This window comes from Salinigranum halophilum, assembly GCF_007004735.1.
Lineage (GTDB): Archaea > Halobacteriota > Halobacteria > Halobacteriales > Haloferacaceae > Salinigranum > Salinigranum halophilum.
In genome coordinates this window covers 777,296-801,421 of record NZ_SSNL01000003.1, presented here as the reverse complement: position 1 = coordinate 801,421, position 24,126 = coordinate 777,296, and the positions used below count along the sequence as shown (strand labels likewise).

The 24,126-nt window shown below is 57.1% G+C and carries 16 protein-coding genes; 11 read left to right on the top strand and 5 right to left on the bottom strand.

The features are described 5' to 3' along the window. Positions 1-51: 51 nt before the first annotated feature. The gene (locus E6N53_RS08635; protein ID WP_142858434.1) at positions 52-1,245 is read left to right on the top strand and encodes a glycosyltransferase family 4 protein; all 1,194 of its coding nucleotides are present in this window, start codon (positions 52-54) and stop codon (positions 1,243-1,245) included. On the opposite strand, the gene E6N53_RS08630 is transcribed toward E6N53_RS08635, so the two are convergent. Next, entirely contained in the window at positions 1,204-2,370 is a 1,167-nt protein-coding gene (locus E6N53_RS08630; RefSeq protein WP_161596534.1) for a glycosyltransferase family 4 protein, read from the bottom strand. The two genes, E6N53_RS08635 and E6N53_RS08630, sit on opposite strands and share 42 nt — an antisense overlap. Before the next feature lie 252 nt (positions 2,371-2,622). Between E6N53_RS08630 and E6N53_RS08625 the strand changes: the two genes are divergently transcribed. The 5 genes from E6N53_RS08625 (at position 2,623) to E6N53_RS08605 (ending at position 13,037) form a co-directional block, all read left to right on the top strand. Further along, a complete protein-coding gene (locus E6N53_RS08625) occupies positions 2,623-8,565 on the top strand; it encodes a malectin domain-containing carbohydrate-binding protein (RefSeq protein WP_142858430.1) in 5,943 nt (1,980 codons plus the stop codon). Between the two features lie 300 nt (positions 8,566-8,865). Next, on the top strand, positions 8,866-10,557 hold the full coding sequence (locus E6N53_RS08620; protein WP_142858428.1) for a hypothetical protein: 1,692 nt from the start codon (positions 8,866-8,868) through the stop codon (positions 10,555-10,557). A gap of 102 nt (positions 10,558-10,659) precedes the next feature. Continuing rightward, entirely contained in the window at positions 10,660-10,932 is a 273-nt protein-coding gene (locus tag E6N53_RS08615) for a DUF8044 family membrane protein (protein ID WP_136592384.1), read from the top strand. Between the two features lie 23 nt (positions 10,933-10,955). Next, positions 10,956-11,900 (top strand): DUF4350 domain-containing protein, encoded by a 945-nt coding sequence (locus tag E6N53_RS08610; protein ID WP_161596533.1) that lies wholly within the window; start codon positions 10,956-10,958, stop codon positions 11,898-11,900. Positions 11,901-12,044: 144 nt separating this feature from the next. Then, the gene (locus E6N53_RS08605) at positions 12,045-13,037 is read left to right on the top strand and encodes an AAA family ATPase (protein ID WP_142858424.1); all 993 of its coding nucleotides are present in this window, start codon (positions 12,045-12,047) and stop codon (positions 13,035-13,037) included. 74 nt (positions 13,038-13,111) lie between these two features. Here E6N53_RS08605 and E6N53_RS08600 read toward each other — a convergent pair whose 3' ends face one another. From E6N53_RS08600 to E6N53_RS08590, 3 genes are read right to left on the bottom strand one after another with little or no spacing between them, the layout of a single operon-like run. Then, the gene (locus tag E6N53_RS08600; protein ID WP_142858422.1) at positions 13,112-14,065 is read right to left on the bottom strand and encodes a DUF7982 domain-containing protein; all 954 of its coding nucleotides are present in this window, start codon (positions 14,063-14,065) and stop codon (positions 13,112-13,114) included. Next, positions 14,058-14,546 (bottom strand): hypothetical protein, encoded by a 489-nt coding sequence (locus tag E6N53_RS08595; RefSeq protein WP_142858420.1) that lies wholly within the window; start codon positions 14,544-14,546, stop codon positions 14,058-14,060. Before E6N53_RS08595 ends, E6N53_RS08600 begins: the two co-directional genes overlap by 8 nt. 40 nt (positions 14,547-14,586) lie before the next feature. Beyond that, positions 14,587-16,005 carry a DUF58 domain-containing protein gene (locus E6N53_RS08590; RefSeq protein ID WP_142858418.1) on the bottom strand — a complete coding sequence of 473 codons (1,419 nt, stop codon included), beginning with the start codon at positions 16,003-16,005 and terminating at the stop codon, positions 14,587-14,589. Positions 16,006-16,101: 96 nt separating this feature from the next. Between E6N53_RS08590 and E6N53_RS08585 the strand changes: the two genes are divergently transcribed. Then, positions 16,102-18,276 carry a hypothetical protein gene (locus E6N53_RS08585; RefSeq protein WP_142858416.1) on the top strand — a complete coding sequence of 725 codons (2,175 nt, stop codon included), beginning with the start codon at positions 16,102-16,104 and terminating at the stop codon, positions 18,274-18,276. Positions 18,277-19,324: 1,048 nt separating this feature from the next. Here the strand turns inward: E6N53_RS08585 and E6N53_RS08580 are convergent. Then, positions 19,325-20,545 (bottom strand): glycosyltransferase family 2 protein, encoded by a 1,221-nt coding sequence (locus E6N53_RS08580; RefSeq protein WP_142858414.1) that lies wholly within the window; start codon positions 20,543-20,545, stop codon positions 19,325-19,327. A 251-nt stretch (positions 20,546-20,796) separates the two neighbouring features. On the opposite strand from E6N53_RS08580, the gene E6N53_RS08575 reads away from it, so the two are divergent. From E6N53_RS08575 to E6N53_RS08560, 4 genes are read left to right on the top strand one after another with little or no spacing between them, the layout of a single operon-like run. Next, on the top strand, positions 20,797-21,567 hold the full coding sequence (locus E6N53_RS08575) for an oxidoreductase (RefSeq protein ID WP_142858411.1): 771 nt from the start codon (positions 20,797-20,799) through the stop codon (positions 21,565-21,567). Positions 21,568-21,620: 53 nt separating this feature from the next. After that, positions 21,621-22,373: an acylneuraminate cytidylyltransferase family protein gene (locus E6N53_RS08570; RefSeq protein WP_142858409.1), complete on the top strand. Its 753-nt coding sequence runs from the start codon at positions 21,621-21,623 to the stop codon at positions 22,371-22,373. Next, the gene (locus E6N53_RS08565; RefSeq protein WP_161596532.1) at positions 22,366-23,178 is read left to right on the top strand and encodes an SDR family oxidoreductase; all 813 of its coding nucleotides are present in this window, start codon (positions 22,366-22,368) and stop codon (positions 23,176-23,178) included. The genes E6N53_RS08570 and E6N53_RS08565 overlap by 8 nt, the downstream gene beginning before the upstream one ends. Beyond that, complete coding sequence (locus tag E6N53_RS08560; protein ID WP_142858405.1) at positions 23,172-24,101, top strand: Gfo/Idh/MocA family protein; 930 nt, start codon at positions 23,172-23,174, stop codon at positions 24,099-24,101. The genes E6N53_RS08565 and E6N53_RS08560 overlap by 7 nt, the downstream gene beginning before the upstream one ends. The last annotated feature ends 25 nt before the right edge of the window (positions 24,102-24,126 follow it).

The following is a 24,126-nucleotide window of genomic DNA, read 5'->3' as shown; positions in this document are numbered from 1 at the left end:
CAGCGCACAAAAGATGATAAGACATATCAATCAATTCGAGTTGGTTCTCGTATGAAGATACTCCGGGTTGCTCAGGAGATCTATCCGGATGTCGTGGGGGGAGGGGCCTACCACGCACATGCTTTGAGTCGTGATCAGGCAGCCAATGGCCATGAGGTGACTGTTCTCACCATCTCGCCAGACCTTCGAGACAGACAGTGGGAGACGCGGGACGGGTACAAGGTAGTACGATGCCCGTCGACACACAACTTTTTAGGAAACGAGTTCTCCGTTAGCGCACTCCAGTTCCTTCGCACTCACATAGAAGAGTTCGACATCGTTCACGGGCACGCACACTTCTACATGGCAACGAACGTCGCTGCGTTCCTCGCCCGCTCCAATGATATCCCCTTCGCGATAACGAACCACTCACTGATTTCGCAGAGCGTCCCACAGTGGATTGCGAAGCTCCACCTGAGAACCCTCGGTCGGTACACGTTCAACAGTGCTGATGTCATCTTCTGCTACACAGAGCACGAGCGGCGAGAGTTGCGCAATCTCTGCGACTCTGTCGACATACAGGTAGTCTCTAACGGAATCGACCGACATCGATTCTCTCCCGATGGACCATCCTCCTCTGTCATCCCTGAGAACGACGGACAGACGGTACTGTTCGTCGGGAGGCTCGTTGAGGGGAAGTGTCCTCGAGACGCCATCGACGCATATCACGAAGTCACAGACGAGTTCGAAGATGCGCAGCTCTGCATCTGCGGTGATGGGCCGCTCCGCGAAGAATTAGAAGCCCACGTCGCAGAGCTGGAGAGCAGTGATTCGATTCACTTCCACGGGTTAGTGGACTACGATGAGATGCCTGCCGTATTCCGGTCTGCGGATGTCTTGGTCCTTCCCAGTCGTTCAGAGGGGTTCCCGCGAACGCTGATGGAGGCGTTCTCGACCCAGACACCTGTCATCGCGAGTGATCTCGAGCAGACGTCGGGCCTCGTTAGCAAAGCAGGGAGAGTGGCACCAGTCGAGGACGTCGATTCGATTGCTGAACACTTACGTGAACTGCTCGGTGACAGTGAACTCAGAGAACAGCTCGGGAGAGACGGTCGACAGCTAATCAAAGAGGAGGGCCTCTCGTGGGAGAGTTCGGTCGAAGAGACGACAGCAGTGCTCGAGCGACTCGTTAACCAATCGGAACGGAGTCGAACCGAGAGGGAGTCACGTATGGGCGTAGAAGACAGCTTCGAGTTCAGCAGCTGAGCGCTCCCACGAGTGTTCTTCTGCCCACTCGCGCGCGTTCTCGCCAAGTTCTCTTCGAAGTGAATCGTCGGTCAGTATCCGACAGATGTCCGCTGCGAAGGTGTCGGGGTCACTTCCGTCGGTAAGGAGGCCGGTTTCACCGTCACGAATCGAATCTTTGAGACCTTTGACGCGAGACCCCACTGCAGGTGTCCCGCACGCATTAGCCTCGATTACGACGATTCCCCATCCCTCGATTCGGCTTGGCGCAACGAGCACCCACGCGGAAGCGAGGAGTTCGAGCTTGGTCTCCAGTGAGACGTACCCGTGGTACTGTGCATGATCGTTCTGTGAGCAGTACTCAACGACCTGTTCGCGTACTGGGCCATCCCGTCCAGCAATATCGAGAGAGACGTTCATCTCACACTCTTCGACGACGCTCTGGTGGATCTCCGGGAGACGGTCGGCTCCCTTGTACTCTTCCAATCCACCCATAAACAGGATACGAGGCTCGGGAGAGTCAGAACTGACGTGGTACTGGTCGATATCGATGCCGTTGCGCACCTCGTACACGGTCTCCGGATCGTGACCATAAGAAACGAGACTCTCTTTGGTGCTCTGACTCACACACACTGTGGGATTATGCCGTTCCCGAAGGACCCCAAGCCACTGTGCCGAAGCGCCGAGGACGTTCTGTGGAAACGGATGCGTTTTCATGAACGATTTGATGGCAACGTGGTGGAATATCGTGACTCTGGGTCGTCGAGTGAACACCGGCCATGGAAGAGGCGCGTATACGGTGTACACGACGTCGGGAGAGACGCGATAGAGATGCCAATAAAAGTAGACCGAGACGACGAGATACGAGACGATCAGGTCAAGCGGTGTCGGAAATCGTTTATCACCACTGACCCGGCGGAACGAAACTTTGCCGTCACGCTCGAACTTCGGCCGGCCACCATCAGACCCGGTCAGCACGTGGACCTCGTGCCCGCGGTCGGCCAGTTCCTTCAACGTCTTTTCGAGATTAATCTCCGCGCCGCCTGCTTCAGGACTGAGCCAGCTCCGCTTGTTCAACGCCAAGATACACAGTTGCTCGTCCTCCTGTTCACGGGGACATTGGTCTTCACCAGTCTCATCGACCATCCGTAGGTGACCGAGTAGGCCGAAAAAGAATATTTTTTGCATTTTATTATCCGCCTGCGGGAGTCTGGTCTCCGTCGACATTATCGTTCCGAGCACACCAAGAGTGTATGATATTTTGCGGAGAGCCGCGGCGGGTGGCACGCTCTCGGTTAGTCACTCCATCGACGACCGGGATGGGCAGTCACATCAAATAACCATACACTTTCACCAATCAACAAGTTTAATACGGGTCGATTCAGTGACACAAAAGGTATGATGGGTGTGTGGAAATCGGGGTGGGACCTCGTTCAGAGGGGGGCTGTTCTCGGGTTGATAATGATAGTCGTGCTGTCACCGATTGTAGGACCGGTGTCGTTGACCGGGTCGGCCACGGCTGCTCCCGGTGATGTCCTGTACCGGATAAACGCAGGCGGGGGAACAGTAGGTTCAATCGATGGGAAATCTGACTGGGCCGGGGGTACTAGTCAGTATGCCACAGGAGGGCAAACCTCGAGTTCGTACGACGGGACGGTGACACTGGATGGTTCGGTCGCCAACGGAACCCCGACTGAGGTATTCCAAAGCGAGCGGTACGGTGATCAGCAATGGACATTTTCCAGTGGTATCCAAAGTGGGGAAACGTATGAAGTCCGTCTCTACTTTGCAGAGGTCTACTTCGGCGTCAGCGAAGGCGGAGCAGAGGGCTCGCGCGTGTTCGACGTCTTACTGGAAGACCAGCCGGTAATCGACGACTACGACATCATCGCGGACGTGGGTACCGAAACTGGTGTGATGAAATCGTTTACTGTGACGCCGACGGACAGCGCGATTAATATTAGCCTTTCCAGCGAGGTAGACAACGCAAAAATATCGGCGATCGAGATCGTCGAAGCGGAGCCCCAATCTAACACGATGGGGACGCTTGGGACGGTGGATTTCGGGGATGTCGTCGTGAACCAAAGTGGAAGCGAGACGGTCCAGTTGACCAACCTCGGGAACGACACCGATCCCTCGATAACGCTCGACGACGTCTCGATAACCGGGCGCAATGCGAGTGAGTTTTCTGCCGAGGAGCCAGCAGACGTGTCACTTGCCCCCGGAGAATCCACGACGGTCAACGTCACGTTCAGTCCGTCGGATACACAGGCGAAGAGGGCAACACTCGTGGTCAATCACTCAGGGAGCAATTCGCCAGTAACTGTCGACTTGTCTGGTGATGGGGTGCCCGCAGCCACTGTAGGATTCGGCATCAGTGGACTCGGTGTCGAACCGTTCAATCCGACTTCGCTCGACTTCGGTCCGGATGGCAGGCTGTACGTTTCACAACAGAACGGAAAAATCACAGCGTTCGAGATAACCCGGAACGGGACGAACGATTACCAAGTGGTCGATACGGAGGTGATCACCACCGTTCAGGAGCTCCCGAACTACAACGACGATGGGTCGTACAATCCGAACGTGAACAAACGACAGGTGACCGGGCTCCTCGTAGAAGGCAACGCGTCTAACCCGGTTATCTATGCTGCTTCAAGCGATCCGCGAATCGGCGCTGGCGAGAGCGGGGGTGACAGTGGGCTCGATACGAACTCCGGGGTCATCTCTCGATTGACCAAGACTGATTCCGGATGGGACCACGACATGCTGGTCCGAGGACTCCCGCGATCAGAGGAGAACCACGCGACAAACGGCATCCAATACGAAGCCGAGACGAATACGCTCTACGTCGCGTCGGGAGGGAACACGAACAAGGGTGCACCGTCGGCCAACTTCGCGTTCACACCAGAGTATGCGCTCTCTGCCGCGATACTCTCGGTAGACCTCGATCAAATCGAGGGAATGGCCGAAAAGGACGCAAACCACACGAACGCGACGTATCTGTACGACCTGCCGACGCTACAGGGCACTGCGACACCGTTCGGTGGACAGAATGGCACGAACATGGCGATGTGGGTTTCCGACAGCCCCGTCGACGTGTACTCCCCGGGGTACCGGAACTCGTACGATATCGCACTCAATGAGGACAACCAGCTGTACGCGACTGACAACGGTGCTAATCCCGGCTGGGGTGGAATCGTCGTCGATGAGGGACCACAGGGCGTCTGTACGAACGAGCCGAACGAAGACGACGCGTACTCCGCACCAGGCGTGTATCACGTTGAGGGTGAAGATTACTACGCCGGACATCCGAATCCAACGCGTGGGAACTCGACGAGCGAATTCGCCGCAGCAGTAGAGAGCGGCCTCCACAACCCAGTTGAGTGTGACTTCATCTCTCCGGCGAACGAGACCTCGCCAAGTGCACCACTCGAGTTCTACGGCCCGACCCCACAGGGGATGGATGTCTACACGGCGTCCAACTTCGACAGTGCGCTGAAAGGTGACCTCCTCCTCGCGATGTGGAACTCTGGTGACGTCGAGCGAGTCAAGCTCAATCCAGCTGGGACGGAGGCGACGGGCTCAGACCCCATCTTCCAGAACATTGGGGTGAACCCGCTTGACGTCCACGCGCAGGGTGACGACGACAAGTTCCCAGGGACGGTCTGGGCTGCAACCTATGGTAGTAACACGATCACGGTCTTCGAGCCGAACGATTACGGTGGAGGTGATGTCGAACAGTGCACGGCAGACGACCCGACGTCGCCGGAATACGACCCTGACGGTGATGCCGACAACGACGGCTACACCAACGAAGACGAGAATACGGTCGGGACGAACCCGTGCTCGCAGGCCTCACAACCTGTCGATGGTGATCAGGACGGTTCCCCTGATTCGCTCGACCCCGATGACGACAACGACGGCCTCTCCGACGGGGAGGATCCCTTCGCGATCGACCCGCTGAACGGCCTTGACAACGACCTTCCCGTCGAACGTCAGTTCGTTGCCGGTCAGCACCCCGAGTCGTTGTTCGGAGTTGGGTTCACGGGCCTGATGACCAATGGGACCGACTATGCAGACCTCTACAACGGTTCACAGGTACGTGCCGGCGGCGCAACCGAGCGTATTTCCATCGATGCAATCCCGTTCGGCGACGCGTACGAAGAGCAGAATTCGCAGTCCTATGCCTTCCAGTATGGGGTGAACGCGACCGGAGACAGCCCGTTCACTGTTCGGACGACGGTTGAATCGCCCTTCCCTGACGGTGTGAGTCCGGAGCCGAACCAATCTGTCGGGATGCAGATCGGGCCTGGTGATCAGGACAACTACATCAAGCTTGTTGCCACAGCGCAGGACGCCACTGGGAGTGCTTCCGGCGGCGTACAGCTCCTCCACGAGGTCAATGGGACTGTCGTCAACTCCAGAGCAGTACTCTCAGAGAGCGAAGTAATCGGCAGTGGACAGACTATCGACTTATACCTCGATGTCTACCCATCGAACGATACCGTCGAAGCGAGCTACTCGATTAACGGTGGCGAGCGGGTGTACTTCGACCAGACGCTTACCATGTCGGAAAGCTGGTACGCGACCAGTACTCGGGGGCTCGCGGTAGGAGTCATCAGCACAGCAAGGGGTGCCAGTTCCACGCATCCGGCATCGTGGGACCGACTTTCGGTGACGGAAATCACTCCCAACACAGCGCCAACAGCTGATGCGGGAGACGACCAATCGGTCGACGAAGGGGCCACAGTCGTCCTTGACGCCTCCAACACGACCGACCCCGACGAGGGTGATGTCGTCACGTACGTGTGGGAGCAAATCGATGGGCCCAGCGTCACCTTAGAGAGTAGTATGGCCGTCAACGCGTCGTTCACCGCGCCCGACGTTGACCAGAACACCACGTTGACGTTCCAAGTAGAAGCGACCGACGGAACCGATACCGATACCGACACGGTGAACGTCACTGTTGTCCCGGTCAACGAGCCGCCAGTGGCTGATGCTGGTCCGGATGTGACAGTCGCGCCCGGCGAGACAATCCAGCTTGATGGAACGGGGTCCAGCGACCCGACCGACGAGACACTCACGTACTCTTGGGACCAGATCGGAGGCCCATCCGTTGGTGTTCTCTCTGACAACGAGAGTGCAACGCCGACACTTGCTGTCACGGAGACCGATGAGACCATCAGTGGCGTCATTGAGCTCACCGTCTCAGACGGGACCAGCTCTGACACCGACAGCGTAAACGTCACGGTTGAACCGACAACCAACGAGACGGTAGTGTACCGGATCAACACCGGAGGGGACGCTTACACTGACGAACTCGGGAATCAGTGGGCCGCGGACGACTACTTCAACACTCCCGGATATGTTGCCGACGCAGAAGCGAAGTACGGAACGACTGATATCGCCGGGACGGCCGACGACCGGCTGTATCTGACCGAGCGGTTCTGGACGGACACGACTGGGACCGAGTACAGCCTCCCAGTCGAGGACGGCAATTACACGGTCCGGTTACACCTCGCCGAGATTTACTTCGGCTCACAGAGTAGTACGGGCGACGGGGGGCGTGTGATGAGTGCGAACCTCGAAGGTGAACCCGTCGAACTCACCGGATACGATATCCACGCGGACGTCGGACCGAACACGGCCACCGTCAAAGAGTACACTGTCGAGGTCACCGATGGGTCGCTCGACATCGACTTCAACGCCTCGGCCGACAACCCCAAGATATCCGCAATCGAGGTGCTCTCAGCCGATGATGACGCGAACACTGCCCCGTCGATCGAACCGATCACGGATCAGACCATCGTCGAAGGTGACTCGACTGATCTCTCGGTCAGTGCATCCGACGCTGACGGTGACGACACGCTCTCGTTGTCACTCAGTCAGGCCCCGGAGTTCGTCTCGCTGACCGACAACGGGGATAGAACGGGGACAATCACCATCGCCCCAGGAGCCGGCGACAACGGCACGTACACCGTCGAAGTCGTCGCTGACGACGGCACAGTGTCGACGAGCGAGACGTTCTCTGTCGACGTCACGACCACCACTACTAACGAGGCGGTAGTGTACCGGATCAACACTGGAGGGGACGCTTACACTGACGAACTCGGGAATCAGTGGGCCGCGGACGACTACTTCAACACTCCCGGATATGTTGCCGACGCAGAAGCGAAGTACGGAACGACTGATATCGCCGGGACGGCCGACGACCGGCTGTATCTGACCGAGCGGTTCTGGACGGACACGACTGGGACCGAGTACAGCCTCCCGATCGAGGACGGCAATTACACGGTCCGATTACACCTCGCCGAGATTTACTTCGGCTCACAGAGTAGTACGGGCGATGGGGGTCGTGTCATGAGTGCGAACCTCGAAGGTGAACCCGTCGAACTCACCGGATACGATATCCACGCGGACGTCGGACCGAATACGGCCACCGTCAAAGAGTACACTGTCGAGGTCACCGATGGGTCGCTCGACATCGACTTCAACGCCTCGGCCGACAACCCCAAGATATCCGCAATCGAGGTGCTCTCAGCCGATGACGACGCGAACACCGCCCCGTCGATCGAACCGATTGCAGACCAGACCATCGTCGAAGGTGACTCGACTGGCGTGTCCGTCACGGCCTCTGACGCTGACGGTGACGACACGCTCTCGTTGTCACTCAGTCAGGCCCCGGAGTTCGTCTCGCTGACCGACAACGGGGATGGAACGGGGACGATCGCCATCTCCCCAGGAGTGGGCGACAACGGCACGTACACCGTCGAAGTCGTCGCTGACGACGGCACAGTGTCGACGAGCGAGACGTTCTCTGTCGACGTCACGACCACCACTACTAACGAGGCGGTAGTGTACCGGATCAACACTGGAGGGGACGCTTACACTGACGAACTCGGGAATCAGTGGGCCGCGGACGACTACTTCAACGCTCCCGGATATGTTGCCGACGCAGAGGCGAAGTACGGAACGACCGATATCGCCGGGACGGCCGACGACCGGCTGTATCTGACCGAGCGATTCTGGACGAACACGACCGGGACCGAGTACAGCCTCCCGGTCGAGGACGGCAATTACACGGTCCGGTTACACCTCGCCGAGATTTACTTCGGCTCACAGAGTAGCACGGGCGACGGGGGGCGTGTGATGAGTGCGAACCTCGAAGGTGAACCCGTCGAACTCACCGGATACGATATCCACGCAGACGTCGGACCGAATACGGCCACCGTCAAAGAGTACACCGTCGAGGTCACCGATGGGTCGCTCGACATCGACTTCAACGCCTCGGCCGACAACCCCAAGATATCCGCAATCGAGGTGCTCTCAGCCGAGGCGTAGGGCACGTCGCGCCACGACGAGATGCCCACGTCTGGCTCAGCGATGGATATCCACCGAGGGGTTCTAACCGCTCAGAAAAGTGTGCAGTCAGACGCTTTCAGTCAGTTGCAGTAGCATGAGGTCGGGATTTCACTTCTTCAATATCATGGCTACGTCGGCGTGACGAGACAGCTGACGAGCTCCCGGACAAGCGGAGAAGATTGATTACTGATAGCTCGCACACCGAAGCCACGTCTGGAGTGTCTCGTCAGTTCGGGATTCGATAGTTTCATGTTCTTGTTGAATCTGACGTCTTATACGTTGAGACGAATCGAAAAAGCGGCTAGTGTCGTCGTCTTTGTGGCCCTGGCCGGGGGGGTTATTTATTCACATCAGACAGGGAGTCTCTATCCAGGGCTCCCGTTTGCTGCCGGATTCGGGGTGCTCCTGCTCGCCGGCGTTGTGCTTCAATCTCGTGCCGTCTCTACATCAGTCGCTCTGGTTGCGATTGCAGTCGGACTGGTGTATCGCATCTATGCGTTCGAGTTTCCGGCCAGTATGGTGAGTTTCGATCCGGACGCTTACGCTGTCCAAGCACTCATCATTGCTCAGACAGGCTCAACCGAACAACTGATACTTAGTGAATTCTATAGCGCCGCAACTGCGTTTAGCGTGTTCAACGCGGAATCGATTCTCGTGTTGGGGCTGCCAACGGACAGCGCCTTCGTGACCATTCCGCTGTTGGCCGCGTTCGTTATTCCTGTTTCGGCGATGGCTATCGCACACCGAGTTACGTCCCACCGACAGACGTTCGTGCTTGCGGCGGTGCTGACCACCCTTGGCCCAGCGACCATTAAATACGGAATCCGACCGAACCCGATTTTCTTTTCTGGACTCATCTTTTCAGCCTTCGCGGTCACACTAATTTCGTACCCGAATCGGAGAAAGATATCCCACCTCGTTCTCAGCTCCGTCCTCCTATTCGCATTGATGGTCTCACACAAGATCGCTGTCATTGTAGTTGTGTTAGTCTGCCTTCTGTTGCTTATCGGGAGCCATGCACCGTTCGGCAGGGCGTTCGGCAACCGTTCAGTGAGAACTGCGTACAGTCTAGCCCTTATCGCAGGAGCCGCACTGGTCATCCAATGGATGTTTCTCACACAGTATATCTCACGGGCACTGCCACGAATTCTGGCAATCATCGGGGTCGTCGAACCACCTCCAGAGTTGTCGCGGGCAGCTGCGGTTCCCTACGAGCCCCAGCTAGCGTTTCAAGTGCTCGCGTTCTCTTTCGTTCTGACGACGCTGGCCGTCGGTGGGCTCGTCTGGCTCGGGCTCTTGAAGTTCCGATACGATGCCAAGATTGCACGATTACTGGCCATCGCCGGAGGCACTGTCGCAATCGTTCTTCCTGGTAGGTTCTCCGACGCGGCTGCAGGAACCCAACGAACGTTCTTTTTCGCGACGGCCGGGCTCGGTGCCCTCGTTGCAGTGGGCCGATACTTCGCAGTCAAAAGCCCGAGGCGGTACCTGCATTACCTCTCGATTATCGCGATTGTGATAATCCTCGTCTCACAGCCGCTCTCTGCGGCATCGACTCCAGACTATCGTGACGGAGCGCGACACTATCTGACGCAAGGAGAGGTCAATGGAAAGGCGTTCGCCCAACAGCACACACAGGGTATTGTCTACATGGATCGATACTACTGGGACGAGGTCATCGATTTCGAGCGAGCAGCTGCTGATGGTGGGCCACAGTATCAAGCACCCGCTGCTGGGAGCTACTTCGACGGAATACTTGAACAAGAACTCACCGAGGGAACGCTGTTGCAAGAAGAGCATCAATACGTGCTACTGCGGACAAACGTCGGGACCTATCGGATGGACATGGGCCGATGGGTTCTAACATGGGACCCTGTGGCGTCGATGGCCGCGAGCTCTCGATATCACCAGACGTACTCAAACGGTCACACGATGATGTTCTCGCGACGCGACACTACAACTCCGAACTGAGGTCGGTCTGATAGGGTACCACCAGCAGCAGTGTGACCAGAGTAGTCGAATAGAATATCATCAACCGATAGTTTCCTGAACCATGTCGACTTAGTGTCCATCATGCTTGCCTCTCGCAACCGCGTCGTTTCCACCCAACTCGGATGGATGATGGCAACAATTCTAATCTTGGTTGTGTTCTCATCCTTTTCGTATGAACTGTTCTTCGTTGTGTCCTTCATCGGCCTGCTCGTCACGACACAACTGGCACTGCCGGACGCTGTCGCACCTAAGTGGCAGCGGCGGTTTTACATATTGATCGCGTTGGGATGCCTCGGGCTGGTGTACATCGCAATCCAGGAGATATTGAGGTATCTCCCAGAAGGAGTGTTTTGACGATGCCATCACTCCCGGCCCCGATGACCGACTGGTCTTGGCCACGAGTGGTTCTATCGATGCTCATCCTTGCCGTGCTCCTCACTCTCGTGATAGCCGGAAGCACGACCACCGAAGCGTTTGGGACGTATAATCCAGGATGGGAGGGATCGACGACAATTCGTGAACTCGGTGCGTCGACTGGTGCTTCCGTCGAGGTAATCACAGAGACGACCCCGTACACGCAGGCCCAACCGGGTTCTACAGTTATTATCGCTATCGCCCCATCAGACCAGTACGACGACCAAGACCTCGCCCGTATCCGGTCGTTTGTCCGGGCAGGGGGAATGCTCGTAGTCGCCGAGGACGTCGGCGGAGGCGGCAACCGAATCCTCAGTGGAGTCGGTGCAGAAACTCGATTCGATGATAAAATCGTGAGAGACCTCCGGTTTCACGGACCCACGGCCGAGATGCCCCTTGCGACAGAAGTTTCGCCAGATCCGCTGACACGGAATGTAGAAACGGTGATGCTCAACAATGGGACAACACTCGTTACTGAAAACGAAACTGGTTCTCTGATACCCCTTGGTTCGTCGAACGCGACGAGAGATGCATCCGTCCTCATCTCCACCTCGTCTTATTCGGTCGTCGACAGTGACGGTGACGGCGACCTCGACGACGAGCGGCTGCAGTCATATCCGGTGATGGCTGTTGAGACTGTCGGTAACGGTCGGGTCGTAGCAGTAAGTGATGCCAGTCTGTTCATCAACTCGATGCAGGACGAGGCATCGAACCAAGCATTAGTGTCGGCGATTCTCACCGGTCACGAGCGTATTCTACTCGACTACTCCCACGCTGAGGAACAGCCCCCAATCTGGATGGCTCTGCAGTGGCTTCGTCAGACGCCGGAGGCAGTCGCATTGAGTAGCCTCCTTGGCTTACTCGCACTCGAACTCCTCGTACGACGTACGAGGCGGTCTGTTACCTGAGTCGTACTCAGCTCTTCGTAAGTTCCTCGGGCGGTACGATATTAATATAATGTCTGCCGAGTCATAGCTCACTCGCTCGTCGCTGATAATATCCGATTCGATACGAGGAATTATGTATTTACAATAACTCTGCTTACACAACTGATGTCGACTCCCGCCGAGCTCTACGACCGTGTTCACTCTGAAATCGGTACCGTCCTCATCGGAAACGACGAGATTATTGAAGGGTTATTTATCTCTTTACTCACAGAAGGTCATATCCTATTAGAGGGTGTTCCGGGAATCGCGAAGACTACGATTGCAAAGCTGTTCGCAGGAGCAACAGGGCTCGATTACAGCCGTATCCAGATGACACCGGACATCCTTCCAGCAGACATCACCGGGACAGAAGTGTACCGAAAACAGACAGGAGACTTCGAACTGCAACGAGGGCCGGTGTTTGCGAATCTTGTTCTCGTCGACGAAATCAACCGTGCGACAGCCAAGACTCAATCAGCACTCCTCGAGTCAATGCAGGAGCGGCAGGTGACGATTGGTCGTGAAACGCTCGCACTGCCTGAACCGTTCATGGTGGTTGCAACGCAGAACCCGATCGAAATGGAAGGCGTGTACGAACTCCCGGAAGCGCAACGTGACCGGTTCCAATTTCGTTACTCCATGGGCCTCCCGGACAAAACGAATGAAAGACGGATTGTAGACCGGTTCGACTCACAGCCAGACCTCGGCCCCGGAGAGATCGAACAGGTTGTGACACCCACAGAAATCGCCGCTGCACAAGAGACGACCTTGCAAGTTCATGTGTCGGACGCAGTCAAAGACTACCTGATCGACGTCATCGATGCGACTCGCTCCTCGGACGACGTCGCGCACGGTGCATCGACCCGGGCTAGCTTGATGTTGCTTCGAGGTGCGAAAGCCCGAGCGATAATCCACGACCGGAACTACGTCATCCCCGACGACATCATGGCGCTCGTGGAACCTGCGCTTGCCCACCGGCTCGTACTCAATACGGACGCGGATCTCCGCGGTCGTTCGACAGAAGAAGTGCTTGCAGAGGTTCTGTCATCGGTCGAGCTCCCAGAAGACGCTCTCATAGAGCGAAACGCACCCAGCGAATCTACTTCTGGCTCCGCTTGAAGAGGGTGTGAGGAGGCAGCGAGAGTCAGTGTGGCAGTGTCGTCACCGGTTGGTTTTTATTTTTCTTCGTGGGGTCAGAGTGACCGGTCGGTATCGTTCCTCTCGTCCGCGACAGTAGGCCACTGACAAATGACGAACGGTCCATCATCAGTTTCGCTGAGAGAGACCTCGACAGGCTTCGAGAGTGCTTTCGTGAGGCCTGCACCGAAAAATGACGTAACTGGATGGTCGAAACGCGTTAGTGGGCCAAATAGCTGCCCCTGGACCTCGAATGTGGCTCGCCCGGATCTGGCATCTACATCTGTCTGCACCTCCCGTGCGAGTTCGAGGACGTCGGTCACCCCTTCCGCGAGCACCACGACTGCCTCTGTCGGCTCTGATGGGAGCGAGTTACCGCGCTGCTCGGAGAACGTCGAAAGCAGTGTACTCGCAGTCGGCCGGAGAGAGAGTCCGGACTCTGAGGCCAACTCGCTCACGACGAACGGCTCCCGGAGTTGGTGGACAGTATCAGTATCACCTCGCAACTCGGTAACTGAACGATTGTACGCATCTATTTCGGGCACAAAGAGTCGAGGGCCGAAGTCTGTCGGAACGTACACTCGGACTTCCGAGAGCCCCAAGCTGTTAGCGATTGCCTGCTCGTTGTACGAAAGAGACTCGTAGATTCCCTCACCGACCTCAACAGGAACGAAGCGATCGGATGTGAGGGTGTATGTGAGCACTGCTGCAAACAGCCCGGTGGCTGCGATAGTGAACAACACCTCCTGTGTGCTCGGTACAACGATTGCCGTCACACCCGCGAGCAGCCCGACCGCGGCGAGGCCAAGCACAGTTTGGAGGGTTCGAGTCTGCTGGGTTTCTTCATATTTGTCTCTCAAACGCCGATTTTTTTGCCTGAGACGGCGAATCTCGTCTTGGAGGTCGTCAATCGGCTCGCCGTCGGACCGTCGACTGTCGGAATCGTTTCGACCGTCTGTCGCCGCCACTGAATCAGTGGGGACGCCCCTGTTCGCTCGGTCTTCACTCATGGCTGCGCTCCCCTGTCGTGAGTCCGAGCCGAGCAATTGTCAGTCGACGGAACACGTATATGCCAGTGCCCAACAATCCGAGCAGTAAAAACACTGTGATTACCGGTCCCCACACTGCTCTACTGAAATCGATACCTATCCCGAACAGTGTCATCAACGGGATCAACAGTACGCCCGTTTTGACTCTTGCACCTGATGGTGTTTCTACTAATAATAAAAAGAAGGATGCTAGCCCCAGAAGGACGATTCCGATGGGGGTCATCTCATCACCTGTCGCCACAGCTCCGAGATAGTACGTCGCGACCCCGAACGGCCCCGTCGTTATCACTGCGACAGCCACTCCCACCGCAGCAATGCCGAGCGCGAGTGCATTGTCGTCCATCCCTCTACCAATCCAGACGGCAGCTACCGCTGCAGAAAACGAGAAGAACAGCAAAAGCCCACGCATGATTCGATTGCGTGAGGGTGCCGACCGTTCCATTGTCACCATTCGAGTAGCACCTCATATATAAGTCTGCGGTTCATGGGTTACGACCATTGAGGACACTCTTGAGACGGTTATCGGGTCCGACCTCGAGGGCTGCAACGCCAGGGAGTTGATCCAAGCTCCGACGGTACTCCTCGAAGTCAGAAAGTCGTTCGAACGTATGCGCTGAGGAATCATCGCCTTCGTCGAAAAGTGCGGTCGGAGTGAGACAAACCGTCGCCTTGCCACGTTTCCACGTCGCGAGCTGGACAATGTCCATCAGCCTCCGTCGCTGCTCGTCATCGGTGAAAATGACGGTTGTACCACCTGCATTCCCCCTAGAAACGTGTCGTTGCACGGCATTGAACAGATGGTCGTCAGACTCTCCGGGGTCAAAGCTTCCACCCCGTCTGAAATAGGGACCGAGCGTCCTAGTGAACGTCGTTTCATCTCGGCGCCGGAAGACCTCGGCTTTCCACTGAGCCGACACTGGATTATCGCTATTAATCGGTGGGGGAGCGACGCGTGTCCCACTGACGCTTGTATCAAGAGCGAGCAACGAATCGCGTGCACGTTGATAATGGTCGTTCGTCCGAGCGAGGTCAGTGGCGGTTTGAATCCCGTCATCGTTGACAATCGTCAGACTCAGCGGGTTGTCGTTCATCTCCGCACCAGCAACAGTTCGCATGGCGACTTCTCGGAGATAATCTAGTTTCGTCCGTCCGGACGTGCCCGCCCGGAGCCGTGATTGTGCATCGACCACAACGTGAATTCGGAGCTCCTGATCGGAGTCAAACTCCCTGACGATTGGTTCATCAAGCCGAGCAGTAGCCTTCCAGTCGATTCGTCTGAAGGCGTCGCCCGGTTGGTACTCACGGGTCGAAGCGACATCGTCCCCGCGGTCCGTATACCACCGCCCGTTATGACCGCCAAAGAGCTTCGTGCGTTCGCCACCGGTCCCGACATGAATACCCTCAGGACCGCGTGGAGTGGCCGTAATTGTCACGCCACTCTCGAGCGACACTGATTGCGTAAACAATCCGTCCCCACTCACGTAGCGGACAGTCATCTTCGGGAGCGTGAACCGGCCAGCGAGAGGGAGCGAGACTGGTATGACCTCCCGCGCTTGGTACTGACCCGGAGACAACTGCAGCGTGACGTTCGACGCGTCGATGCCGGCCGGAAACTCCACATCGACCGTGACCGGATGGCTAACTGGTTCAGATGCCGAAACGGTCACCGGGAGCTTAATTTGTTCACCAAGTGCTACCTGCTTTGTATCAGATACAACGTGTACTGAAACCGAGTCATGGGTTTCGACCAAAGTGGAACTCGTTAGCATTGCCGAGATGAGAAGCCACGCTGTCAGGCCTGAACCTGCGAAGATCAAGAGAGGGAGATTACCAAGGATTCCGGCAACGTAGAGTATACCGACCACCCCTACAGCTGCCCAGAACTCCGATGTTGGGCTCACGTTTCGATGGTATTGTTTTCACCAGTAATTGAATCTACGGGTTCGTAACCGACAGGCAAAGAGAACGATAATGTACCGTCACCACGACAGACACCTGTGCAGCGCATCTGGACGCTCACGCGTTCGCTGGTGGTCGTCACTGTAGCCGTAGCTGTGCTCGTCGGCACGACACCCATGAGCGTGATGGCAGCACCGCACCCACAGGGTACACCTTTACAGGGCGACAGTAATCGAGCAACCGACGTATCGACTAGTGAGTTCTCCTCGATAACTGAGACGCGTGAGAATCCACAGACATATCCACAGGTCAATAATTCCTCAATTCGGCATCAGAACCCGGATGAGACCAGCGACGAGGACACTCTCGACGAGTTGCAGAGTGGACTCGAAAGTCGTCTCGTCGCGCACCACGACCAGGGATCGATTCTTATAGCTCAGGAAGAATACGAAGCGGCGCAACAAGTGTTCGGCGACGAGTACGAATCAGTGCTGCAAAAGTACAGAGCCGTTGCTGAGCTCCGTAACGACGAGAAGGCTGAGCAATCCGTTGCCAACTACCGCGCGGCGAGTCGAGCACACGACCAATACGCCGCGACAGTCGCCGAGTTCGATGAAACGTACGTCGACTATCTCCAGGCCCGTTCTGGTGGGAACGAGACGGGAACACGACAGCTCGCTCGTCGGGTCAACCAGTTAGGTGAATGGGCTACCGAGAACGCAACCTATCTACAGGCGAACTACACCCAGCTGGAAGAACAGACGGACGTTGACCTCGCAGCGACCACGAGCCGCATCGAACGTGTTCAGACCTCGGTGTCGGAACGCCAAATGAACGCCAGGCAAAGTACGTTCGTTCCGACGGAGGTCACAGTAACCGAAGCGGAACCAAGCAGTTCGTTCCTTAACCCGATGCGGATACAAGCGAGGCTGACGAGCCAGGGCGAGCCGATTGCAGACCGGACAATTACGGTCGTTGTGGGCGAGCAATCATACGAAGCCAGAACGGACGCAGACGGTCAATTCTTCGTTGAGTACAGTCCACAGCTCATTGCGCGTAATTCGACAGAAGTGTATCTCCAGTACGTACCAGCAGAGGAGAGTGCGTACCTCGGGACACAGACACCGGTTCCCATCAATGTGGAGGGAGTCCCCGCAACAATCGAGGTTTCGAGTTCAACCTCCTCTGTAGGTTTCAATGAGACAGTCCGTGTCAATGGGCGAGTAGTCGCTGGGGAGCGACCAGTAGCCGACGTTCCGCTCAACGTAACGCTCAGAGAGCGGTCGTTAGGACAGGTGAGGACGGACCTCAACGGGTCGTTCACCTTCGAGGCGACACTGCCCTCAGACGTGCCTACGGGGGCGTCGTCAGTCGTGGTTAGTTTCGATGTCGATGGACGGGCCGTAGAGGCGCAACCAACTGTCCGTCCGCTTCGAGTGAGGCCCACAGCGCCACAGCTGGCAGTGTCCGCGGAGCGACAAGCCGGTCTGGTCACCGTCTCCGGCCAGCTGACGGCGGGTGGGGTACCTCTCGAAGCACAACCGATCCAATTATCCAGGAGTGGGGAGACGGTTGCGACCACTCGAACGGGATCAAACGGGACTTTCAGTGTTCAGTTGGTAGCTGTTGAACGGGAAAGCACAGCGGTCGTCACGTTCGACGGACGAGGGACGAATATCGCATCTGAATCGTCCGAGGTTACATTACCCGCCCCACAGCAGGTTTTTAATTCCCGCTCGGATGAGGTAGAACCGGTGCGGTTCATACCTCCGGAGGCAATCGAGTATCTTACTTCAGTAATCTCTACACGAAGTAGGACTGTCGTCGGAGGAGTTGTGCTGTTCGTCATCGGGTTCGGACTCGTCACCGTTCTCCGCCGTCGTGGATCGTCGGAAGGGACCAGAGACACAACACGGATGCAGAGTTTCAAATCCGCGGTGGCTCGTACGGGTTCTGTCGTTGGACCGCAGTCACTGGATATAGCGGTCGACAGCCTCAACGAAGGCGACGTCGATACTGCAGTTACCAGTGCGTATGCGACCGTTCGGCACAGACTCCGGACGAGCGTTTCTGGGGACCAACCCTACACACATCGGCAGTTCTACGATGCGACCCTCGCCGCCGGATTCGACCGTGACGCTCTGCGAACGCTGACCGATGCGTATGAAGCAGTACAGTATCGGCGTCGACAAGTTTCGGTTGAAGAGGCTGAAGCCGCCCTGTCCGCAGCCCGTTCGTTACTCGAGAGTGACCAGCTCGACTCCGACAGCTGAGGCGGTTTCCCTCCAGCCCCGCGCAATGAACACTGAGCGTATCGTTAGTAAGTTACCGCCGACTGAAGTCGTGGACCTTCCCCCGCGAAGGGTTTCGGCCCACATGGTTCGGAAGACGCGTCACGTCTTCCGTCATCACGAGACGACTTCGTCCGCTGTCGAGTGGGGTTGCATGACGACAAGTCGGTCACACAGAGAGAGTTCCTGCGTGCCTTTCGGACATGTGGTCTATGTCCGAAGCCGTCTCACACCGCATTAATTATTGGTGGACTCTCTTCGTTTCATCGGTGCGTAGCGCACCGAGAGCGACGAAGTGTCATTCGTCCCCGGTTTCAGGGCGTACCTACGGACGCCCCTCCACGGACGACACGTTTGGCTGACCGGGAGTGTACTGGACGTTACGGGGCGCTGAAAAATAGCTCGGACGGTGACGAAACCGGCGGTTCGTCGCTCGTGGAACGTGTTGGACCTGTCGGCTTCCTCTTACGACTGAGATCGTGGGCTTCCACCCCCGATTCTATGTGAGTGGCCTCAGCCGAACCGTCTGCGGCGATTCAAGGACTAGTATTGTGTGGCTCCAGCGGAATGGGTTCCACATCCCGAACATGTTTTACCGGCCGATCGGATCAGCCGTCATAATCTAACGGTCGGTGTTCTCACACTTTAGACCGTCTGGGTACGAAGACGCGCATGGCGTCACGTTTAGTGGTATCGTTCTCGGCGGAAGCCAGTGACGGTGCCGGTTCTGCCCGGAGAGCCTCAGAGTGTGGACCCCCGCAAGATTGCTATGTCCTCCTCTGTAGGGGGTCGGTTGTATGTGTGGAATCATGTTATGAGTGAACAGTCGTCCGTGGAATTGATTACGGACCGAACCGATTGCGTGCTTTGCTCCCCTTAATCCCTCACCACGCTCGTTTGCGTCGCGAAAGCCTCCGCGGCACCGCTCAGAAATGATGATGCTCCCCAAGTAGTAATGAAAGACAGATGCTGACGGTTACTCTCGGGGGAGAGACGGAGTGGCCGAGGTACTGAGTTCCGACCTGTGCGATTACTCGGAAAGGACACCCAAGAAGAAGGAGGTGAAGATGAGCTGGATTCCGAGGACAAGCGTGGTCAGTGCTACGACGACTGGAGGACTGATGAGCCCACTCGACGTCCACCCGAACCCAACCAGTGCCATGTAAGCAGCACTGACAGCGAAGACGACCAGACCCGCCACAGCCCCGTGTTCCAAGTCGACGTGAGTCGTGAGGAAGTTGGTAATCGGGTCCTCAGCCTTCCGAATCGGCTCTCCAGCAACGGTGGCGAACGCTCCGAAACAGGCAACCTGTGTCCCGACCAGCGTGAACAGACTGCCCGCGATCATCGAATTGATGCCGAACGTGCCACCGTTAATCGAGACACCCAATCCCGCGATTGCCATGGTAATCACACCAGTCACCGCAAGGATGAGCCCAGGCGCTGAAAAAAGGTATCCAGGGGCGTTAGCGAGCATGAACCGAACGTGTCGCCATCCGTCCTTGAACGACTCTAACTCCGCCTCACCTTTTCGGGGGTGATACGTTATCGGAAGCTCCTTGATAACGAGGTCCTTCTCGCCCGCCTTCATGATCATCTCTGAAGCGAATTCCATCCCAGTGGTCTGTAATTCCATCTCTTCGTACGCACTGCGGGTGAACACTCGCATGCCCGAGTGCGCGTCTGAAACCCCTGCACCGTAGAAGAAGTTGAGGAATTTCGTGAGGAAGGGGTTCCCGACGTATTTGTGAAGTTTCGGCATCGACCCAGGGAGGATTTCTCCATTTAAGCGCGAGCCCATCGCCATGTCAGCTTCGCCCGAGTCGACCAGTTCGAAGAGTTTCGGGAGTTCCTCGAAATCGTATGTCGTGTCTGCATCACCCATCGCGATGATATCCCCACGTACATGCCTGAATGCGAATAGGTAGGCGTAACCGTAGCCTTTCTTATCAGGGGAAATCACTCTCGCCCCCATCTCCTCCGCGATGAGTGGAGTGTCGTCGGTCGAAGAATCAGAAACAACGATTTCACCGTAAATCTGCAACTCTTCGAGCGCGTTCTTCACCCGCTGAATACACTCGGCGATGCCCTCCTCCTCGTTAAGCGTCGGCATCACTACCGAGAGGCTCGGTTGCTGAGAGCTCGCCTCAGACAACAGTAATTCGTCACCGCTGAGCGTTCCCGTCGTATCGAGACCGTTTGAGGCATTAGGCTCGTCAGCGGCTACCTTCTTAGATTTCTTTATGGACATATTTGATTACCGAGAGTAACCGGCTCCCCCCCCAGCCGGAAATGGTATTTTATAGACACTGATTGAGAGAGGCGGTACATAGAACTTACTAATTTCGAGCATGTAATCTGAGCAATGATTATTATAATATATTATGGTGGCTGAAATAGCCAGAGGAATTAGTACTGTCGTTCGATTTTATTAGATAGTAGTGAAATCAATCGCGAATAAATGGTAAGGGATTATCACCATGACTTGGCAATACCCGATTGATGACAAACCGATTCGGGATTGAAAATAAATCGGTGGTGGTCACCGGTGGTGCGGGACTACTTGGGTCAGCGATTTGTACCGCGCTTGACGAGCAGGGTGGACATGTCGTCGTTGCAGATGTCGACCAGCGGCGAGCGGTCGCTGTCGCAGAAGACCTCAGCGATGCTCGAGCCGTCGAGGCCGATGTGACATCAGAAACGGACGTCGAGGCACTGATCGAGACCACGGTGGACGAGTTCGATGGACTCGATATACTCGTCAACGCTGCGTATCCCCGGAACGACCAGTACGGTCGAAGGTATGAGCAGGTCGATATAGACGACTGGCGAGAGAACGTCAATAATCATCTCGCAGGGTGTTACATTCCGACATTCTATGCAACAAAACAGATGGCCAAACAAGGGAGTGGGAATATAATAAATTTCGGCTCGATTTATGGCGTCCAAGCACCTGACTTCACGGTATACGATGGGACAGGGATGACCAGCCCTGTCGAGTATGCGGCCATCAAAGGTGCGATTATCAATCTAACCCGCTACCTCGCGTCTTATCTCGGCCCGAAAGGCGTTCGCGTCAACGCGGTGAGCCCGGGTGGTGTGTTCGACGAGCAAGATCAGACGTTCGTCGAGGCATACGAACGCCGTACACCTCTCGGTCGGATGGCGACGCCCGAAGACATCGCCAGTGCAGTGGTGTTCCTGGCATCCGACGCAGCGGAGTACATCACTGGGCACAACCTCGTCGTCGACGGTGGCTGGACTATCTCGTGACCTTCGAGAGTCCGAACGATTAACCCTCCGTACGGATTCAATCGAACCAGTTCATGATACGTGACGAACGAGTTGTCGCGGTGATTCCCGCCCGAGGGGGAAGCACGACGGTTCCGCGAAAGAACCTCCGCGACCTCGGTGGAAAACCACTCGTGGCGTGGCCGATCGACGTCGCACGGGAAACCGAGTACGTGGACAGAACACTCGTGACCACGGACGACGCAGAGATCGCGTCCACAGCCCGCGAGTTCGGCGCAGAGGTCGTCGATCGTCCACCAGAACTCGCGACGGACGATGCACTCGTGATCGATGCGCTCCGTCACCTCGTCGAAACGCTGCGCGAGGAAGGCGAGGACGCCGCGTATCTCGTCATGCTCGAACCGACGAGTCCCCTGCGAGCTGTCGAAGACGTCGAGGCCTGCTTAGACCTCCTCGTCGACGAGGCGCAGACACACGACTCCGTCGCGACCTTCACGGAAGCAGAGCTGAGTCCGCACCGCTACTGGGATATCGACGACGGTGTCCCGACACCGTATCACGAGAACGCCGACCCTTGGCTCCCTCGGCAGCAGCAGCCGACTGCGTACGAACTCACGGGAGCGGTCTACGCATTCGAGATCGACGCGCTTCCCGACGACGGGACGTCACTCCTCTTCGACGAGCCCGGGGCAGTGTTGATGCCGCGTGAGCGCTCGGTCGACATCGACACCGAGCTCGACCTCACGTTCGCGAAGGTGCTCGTCGAGGAGGGCATCCACGAACGAAAGAAAGACCCCGATGCAGGAGTCACACCCGGACATGACTGAATCTGTCTGGGACCTGTTCGACCTCGAGGGACGGGTCGCAATCGTCACAGGAGGGTATGGCCAACTCGGGTCACAGATGTGCGACGCGCTCGCCGAGGCAGGCGCGAACGTCGTCGTCGCCGCACGAACGTACGAGAAGTGCGTCGAGAAGGCCGAAGAGCTCTCCGCAGAACACGGCGAGGCGATGGCCGTCGAGGTAGACGTGACCGACGAGGACGCCGTCGAGCGGATGGTCGAGACAGTGGTCGACGAATTCGGTGCAATCGACATCCTCGTGAACAACGCGTACGATGCCCACGGGTACGGCGTCGCGTTCGAGGACCTCACTGTCGATGAGTGGGAACGCACTCTCGAGGGAGTCGTCACGCAGACATTCCTCTGCTCACAGAAGGCACTCCCGTACATCCGTGAGAGCGACCACGGAACCATCGTCAACATCGGGAGCCACTACGGTGTCGTCGCGCCCGACCACCGTGTCTACGGAGATGCGGACATCAACAACCCGCCGACGTATGGCGCGGCGAAGGCCGGCGTCATCCAGTTCACCCGGTGGCTCGCATCCTACCTCGCTGCGGACGGGATTCGCGTCAACTCGATCAGTCCGGGCGGGTTCTACAACGAGGAGATGGAAGACATCGACGACTACACCGAGGTGTTCGTCCCCGAGTACGAACACCGGACGCCGCTTGGACGGATGGGTGACGAGACGGACATGAAGGGAATCATCGTCTACCTCGCGTCGGACGCCAGCAAGTGGATGACCGGGCAGAACCTCGTCCTCGACGGCGGGTGGACGGCGTGGTAGACGACCAACTCGCGCTCGGGATGATCGGCGTTAGCGCGGGTAACGGGCATCCGTACTCGTTCTCGTCGATCGTCAACGGCTACGACGACGCCGGTCTCGCAGAGTCCGAGTGGGACGTCATCTACGACTACGTCCGTGAGAAACACCCCTCCGAAATCGGACTCGACGGCGTCCAAGTCACCCACGCGTGGACGCAGGACGATGCGGAGACGGAGCGACTCTGTGCTGCGGCCGACATTCCCGAACAGCCCGACGAGTTCACCGACATGATCGACGACGTCGATGCAGTCGTCATCGCTCGCGACGACTACGAGACACACGCCAGATTCGCCCGACCCTTCCTCGAGGCGGGGGTCCCGACGTTCGTCGACAAACCCCTGTCGCTCGACACCGACGAACTCGCGTGGATGCGCCCCCACCTCGAAGCCGGTCGACTCATGTCGTGTTCTGGGATGCGCTATGCGCGTGAGCTCGACACCCCACGGGCGAACATCGACGACTACGGGGAGATGACACTCGTTCGTGGGACGGTGATCAAAGACTGGGACCGGTACAGCGTCCACATGCTCGATGCGATCTTCAACGTTATTGATGCAGACCCTGTCGCTGTCCGGGCGGCCGATGCTCCCCATGGTTCGGTCGCTATCGAAACAGATGGCCCGCTCGTGCAAATCGACACGCTCGGTGACGCGGCGATGGCATTCGATGTGGACTTCTATGGGACCGAGAAGACAACACGTCATCCGATTCGAGACAACTTCCGTGCGTTTCGACGGTTACTCTCCGAGTTTATCACACAGGTCGAGACGGGCGAGCCAGCGATTCACCCAGATGAAACCCTGAAGACGATGCGCGTCGCTATCGCGGGACAGCGAGCGATAGAGACGGGTGACCACGTCAAACTCGATAGTATCGAAATCTGAGGTGCGACCAGTAGACCGATTATCC

Excerpts from the sequence above, each read along its gene's own strand:
- E6N53_RS08575 (WP_142858411.1), top strand. The coding sequence starts at position 20,797 with ATGACAAACCGATTCGGGATTGAAAATAAATCGGTGGTGGTCACCGGT.
- E6N53_RS08615 (WP_136592384.1), top strand. The coding sequence starts at position 10,660 with ATGCTTGCCTCTCGCAACCGCGTCGTTTCCACCCAACTCGGATGGATG.
- E6N53_RS08600 (WP_142858422.1), bottom strand. The coding sequence starts at position 14,065 with ATGAGTGAAGACCGAGCGAACAGGGGCGTCCCCACTGATTCAGTGGCG.
- E6N53_RS08625 (WP_142858430.1), top strand. The coding sequence starts at position 2,623 with ATGATGGGTGTGTGGAAATCGGGGTGGGACCTCGTTCAGAGGGGGGCT.
- E6N53_RS08605 (WP_142858424.1), top strand. The coding sequence starts at position 12,045 with ATGTCGACTCCCGCCGAGCTCTACGACCGTGTTCACTCTGAAATCGGT.
- E6N53_RS08580 (WP_142858414.1), bottom strand. The coding sequence starts at position 20,545 with ATGTCCATAAAGAAATCTAAGAAGGTAGCCGCTGACGAGCCTAATGCC.
- E6N53_RS08565 (WP_161596532.1), top strand. The coding sequence starts at position 22,366 with ATGACTGAATCTGTCTGGGACCTGTTCGACCTCGAGGGACGGGTCGCA.
- E6N53_RS08630 (WP_161596534.1), bottom strand. The coding sequence starts at position 2,370 with ATGGTCGATGAGACTGGTGAAGACCAATGTCCCCGTGAACAGGAGGAC.
- E6N53_RS08595 (WP_142858420.1), bottom strand. The coding sequence starts at position 14,546 with ATGGAACGGTCGGCACCCTCACGCAATCGAATCATGCGTGGGCTTTTG.
- E6N53_RS08635 (WP_142858434.1), top strand. The coding sequence starts at position 52 with ATGAAGATACTCCGGGTTGCTCAGGAGATCTATCCGGATGTCGTGGGG.
- E6N53_RS08610 (WP_161596533.1), top strand. The coding sequence starts at position 10,956 with ATGACCGACTGGTCTTGGCCACGAGTGGTTCTATCGATGCTCATCCTT.
- E6N53_RS08570 (WP_142858409.1), top strand. The coding sequence starts at position 21,621 with ATGATACGTGACGAACGAGTTGTCGCGGTGATTCCCGCCCGAGGGGGA.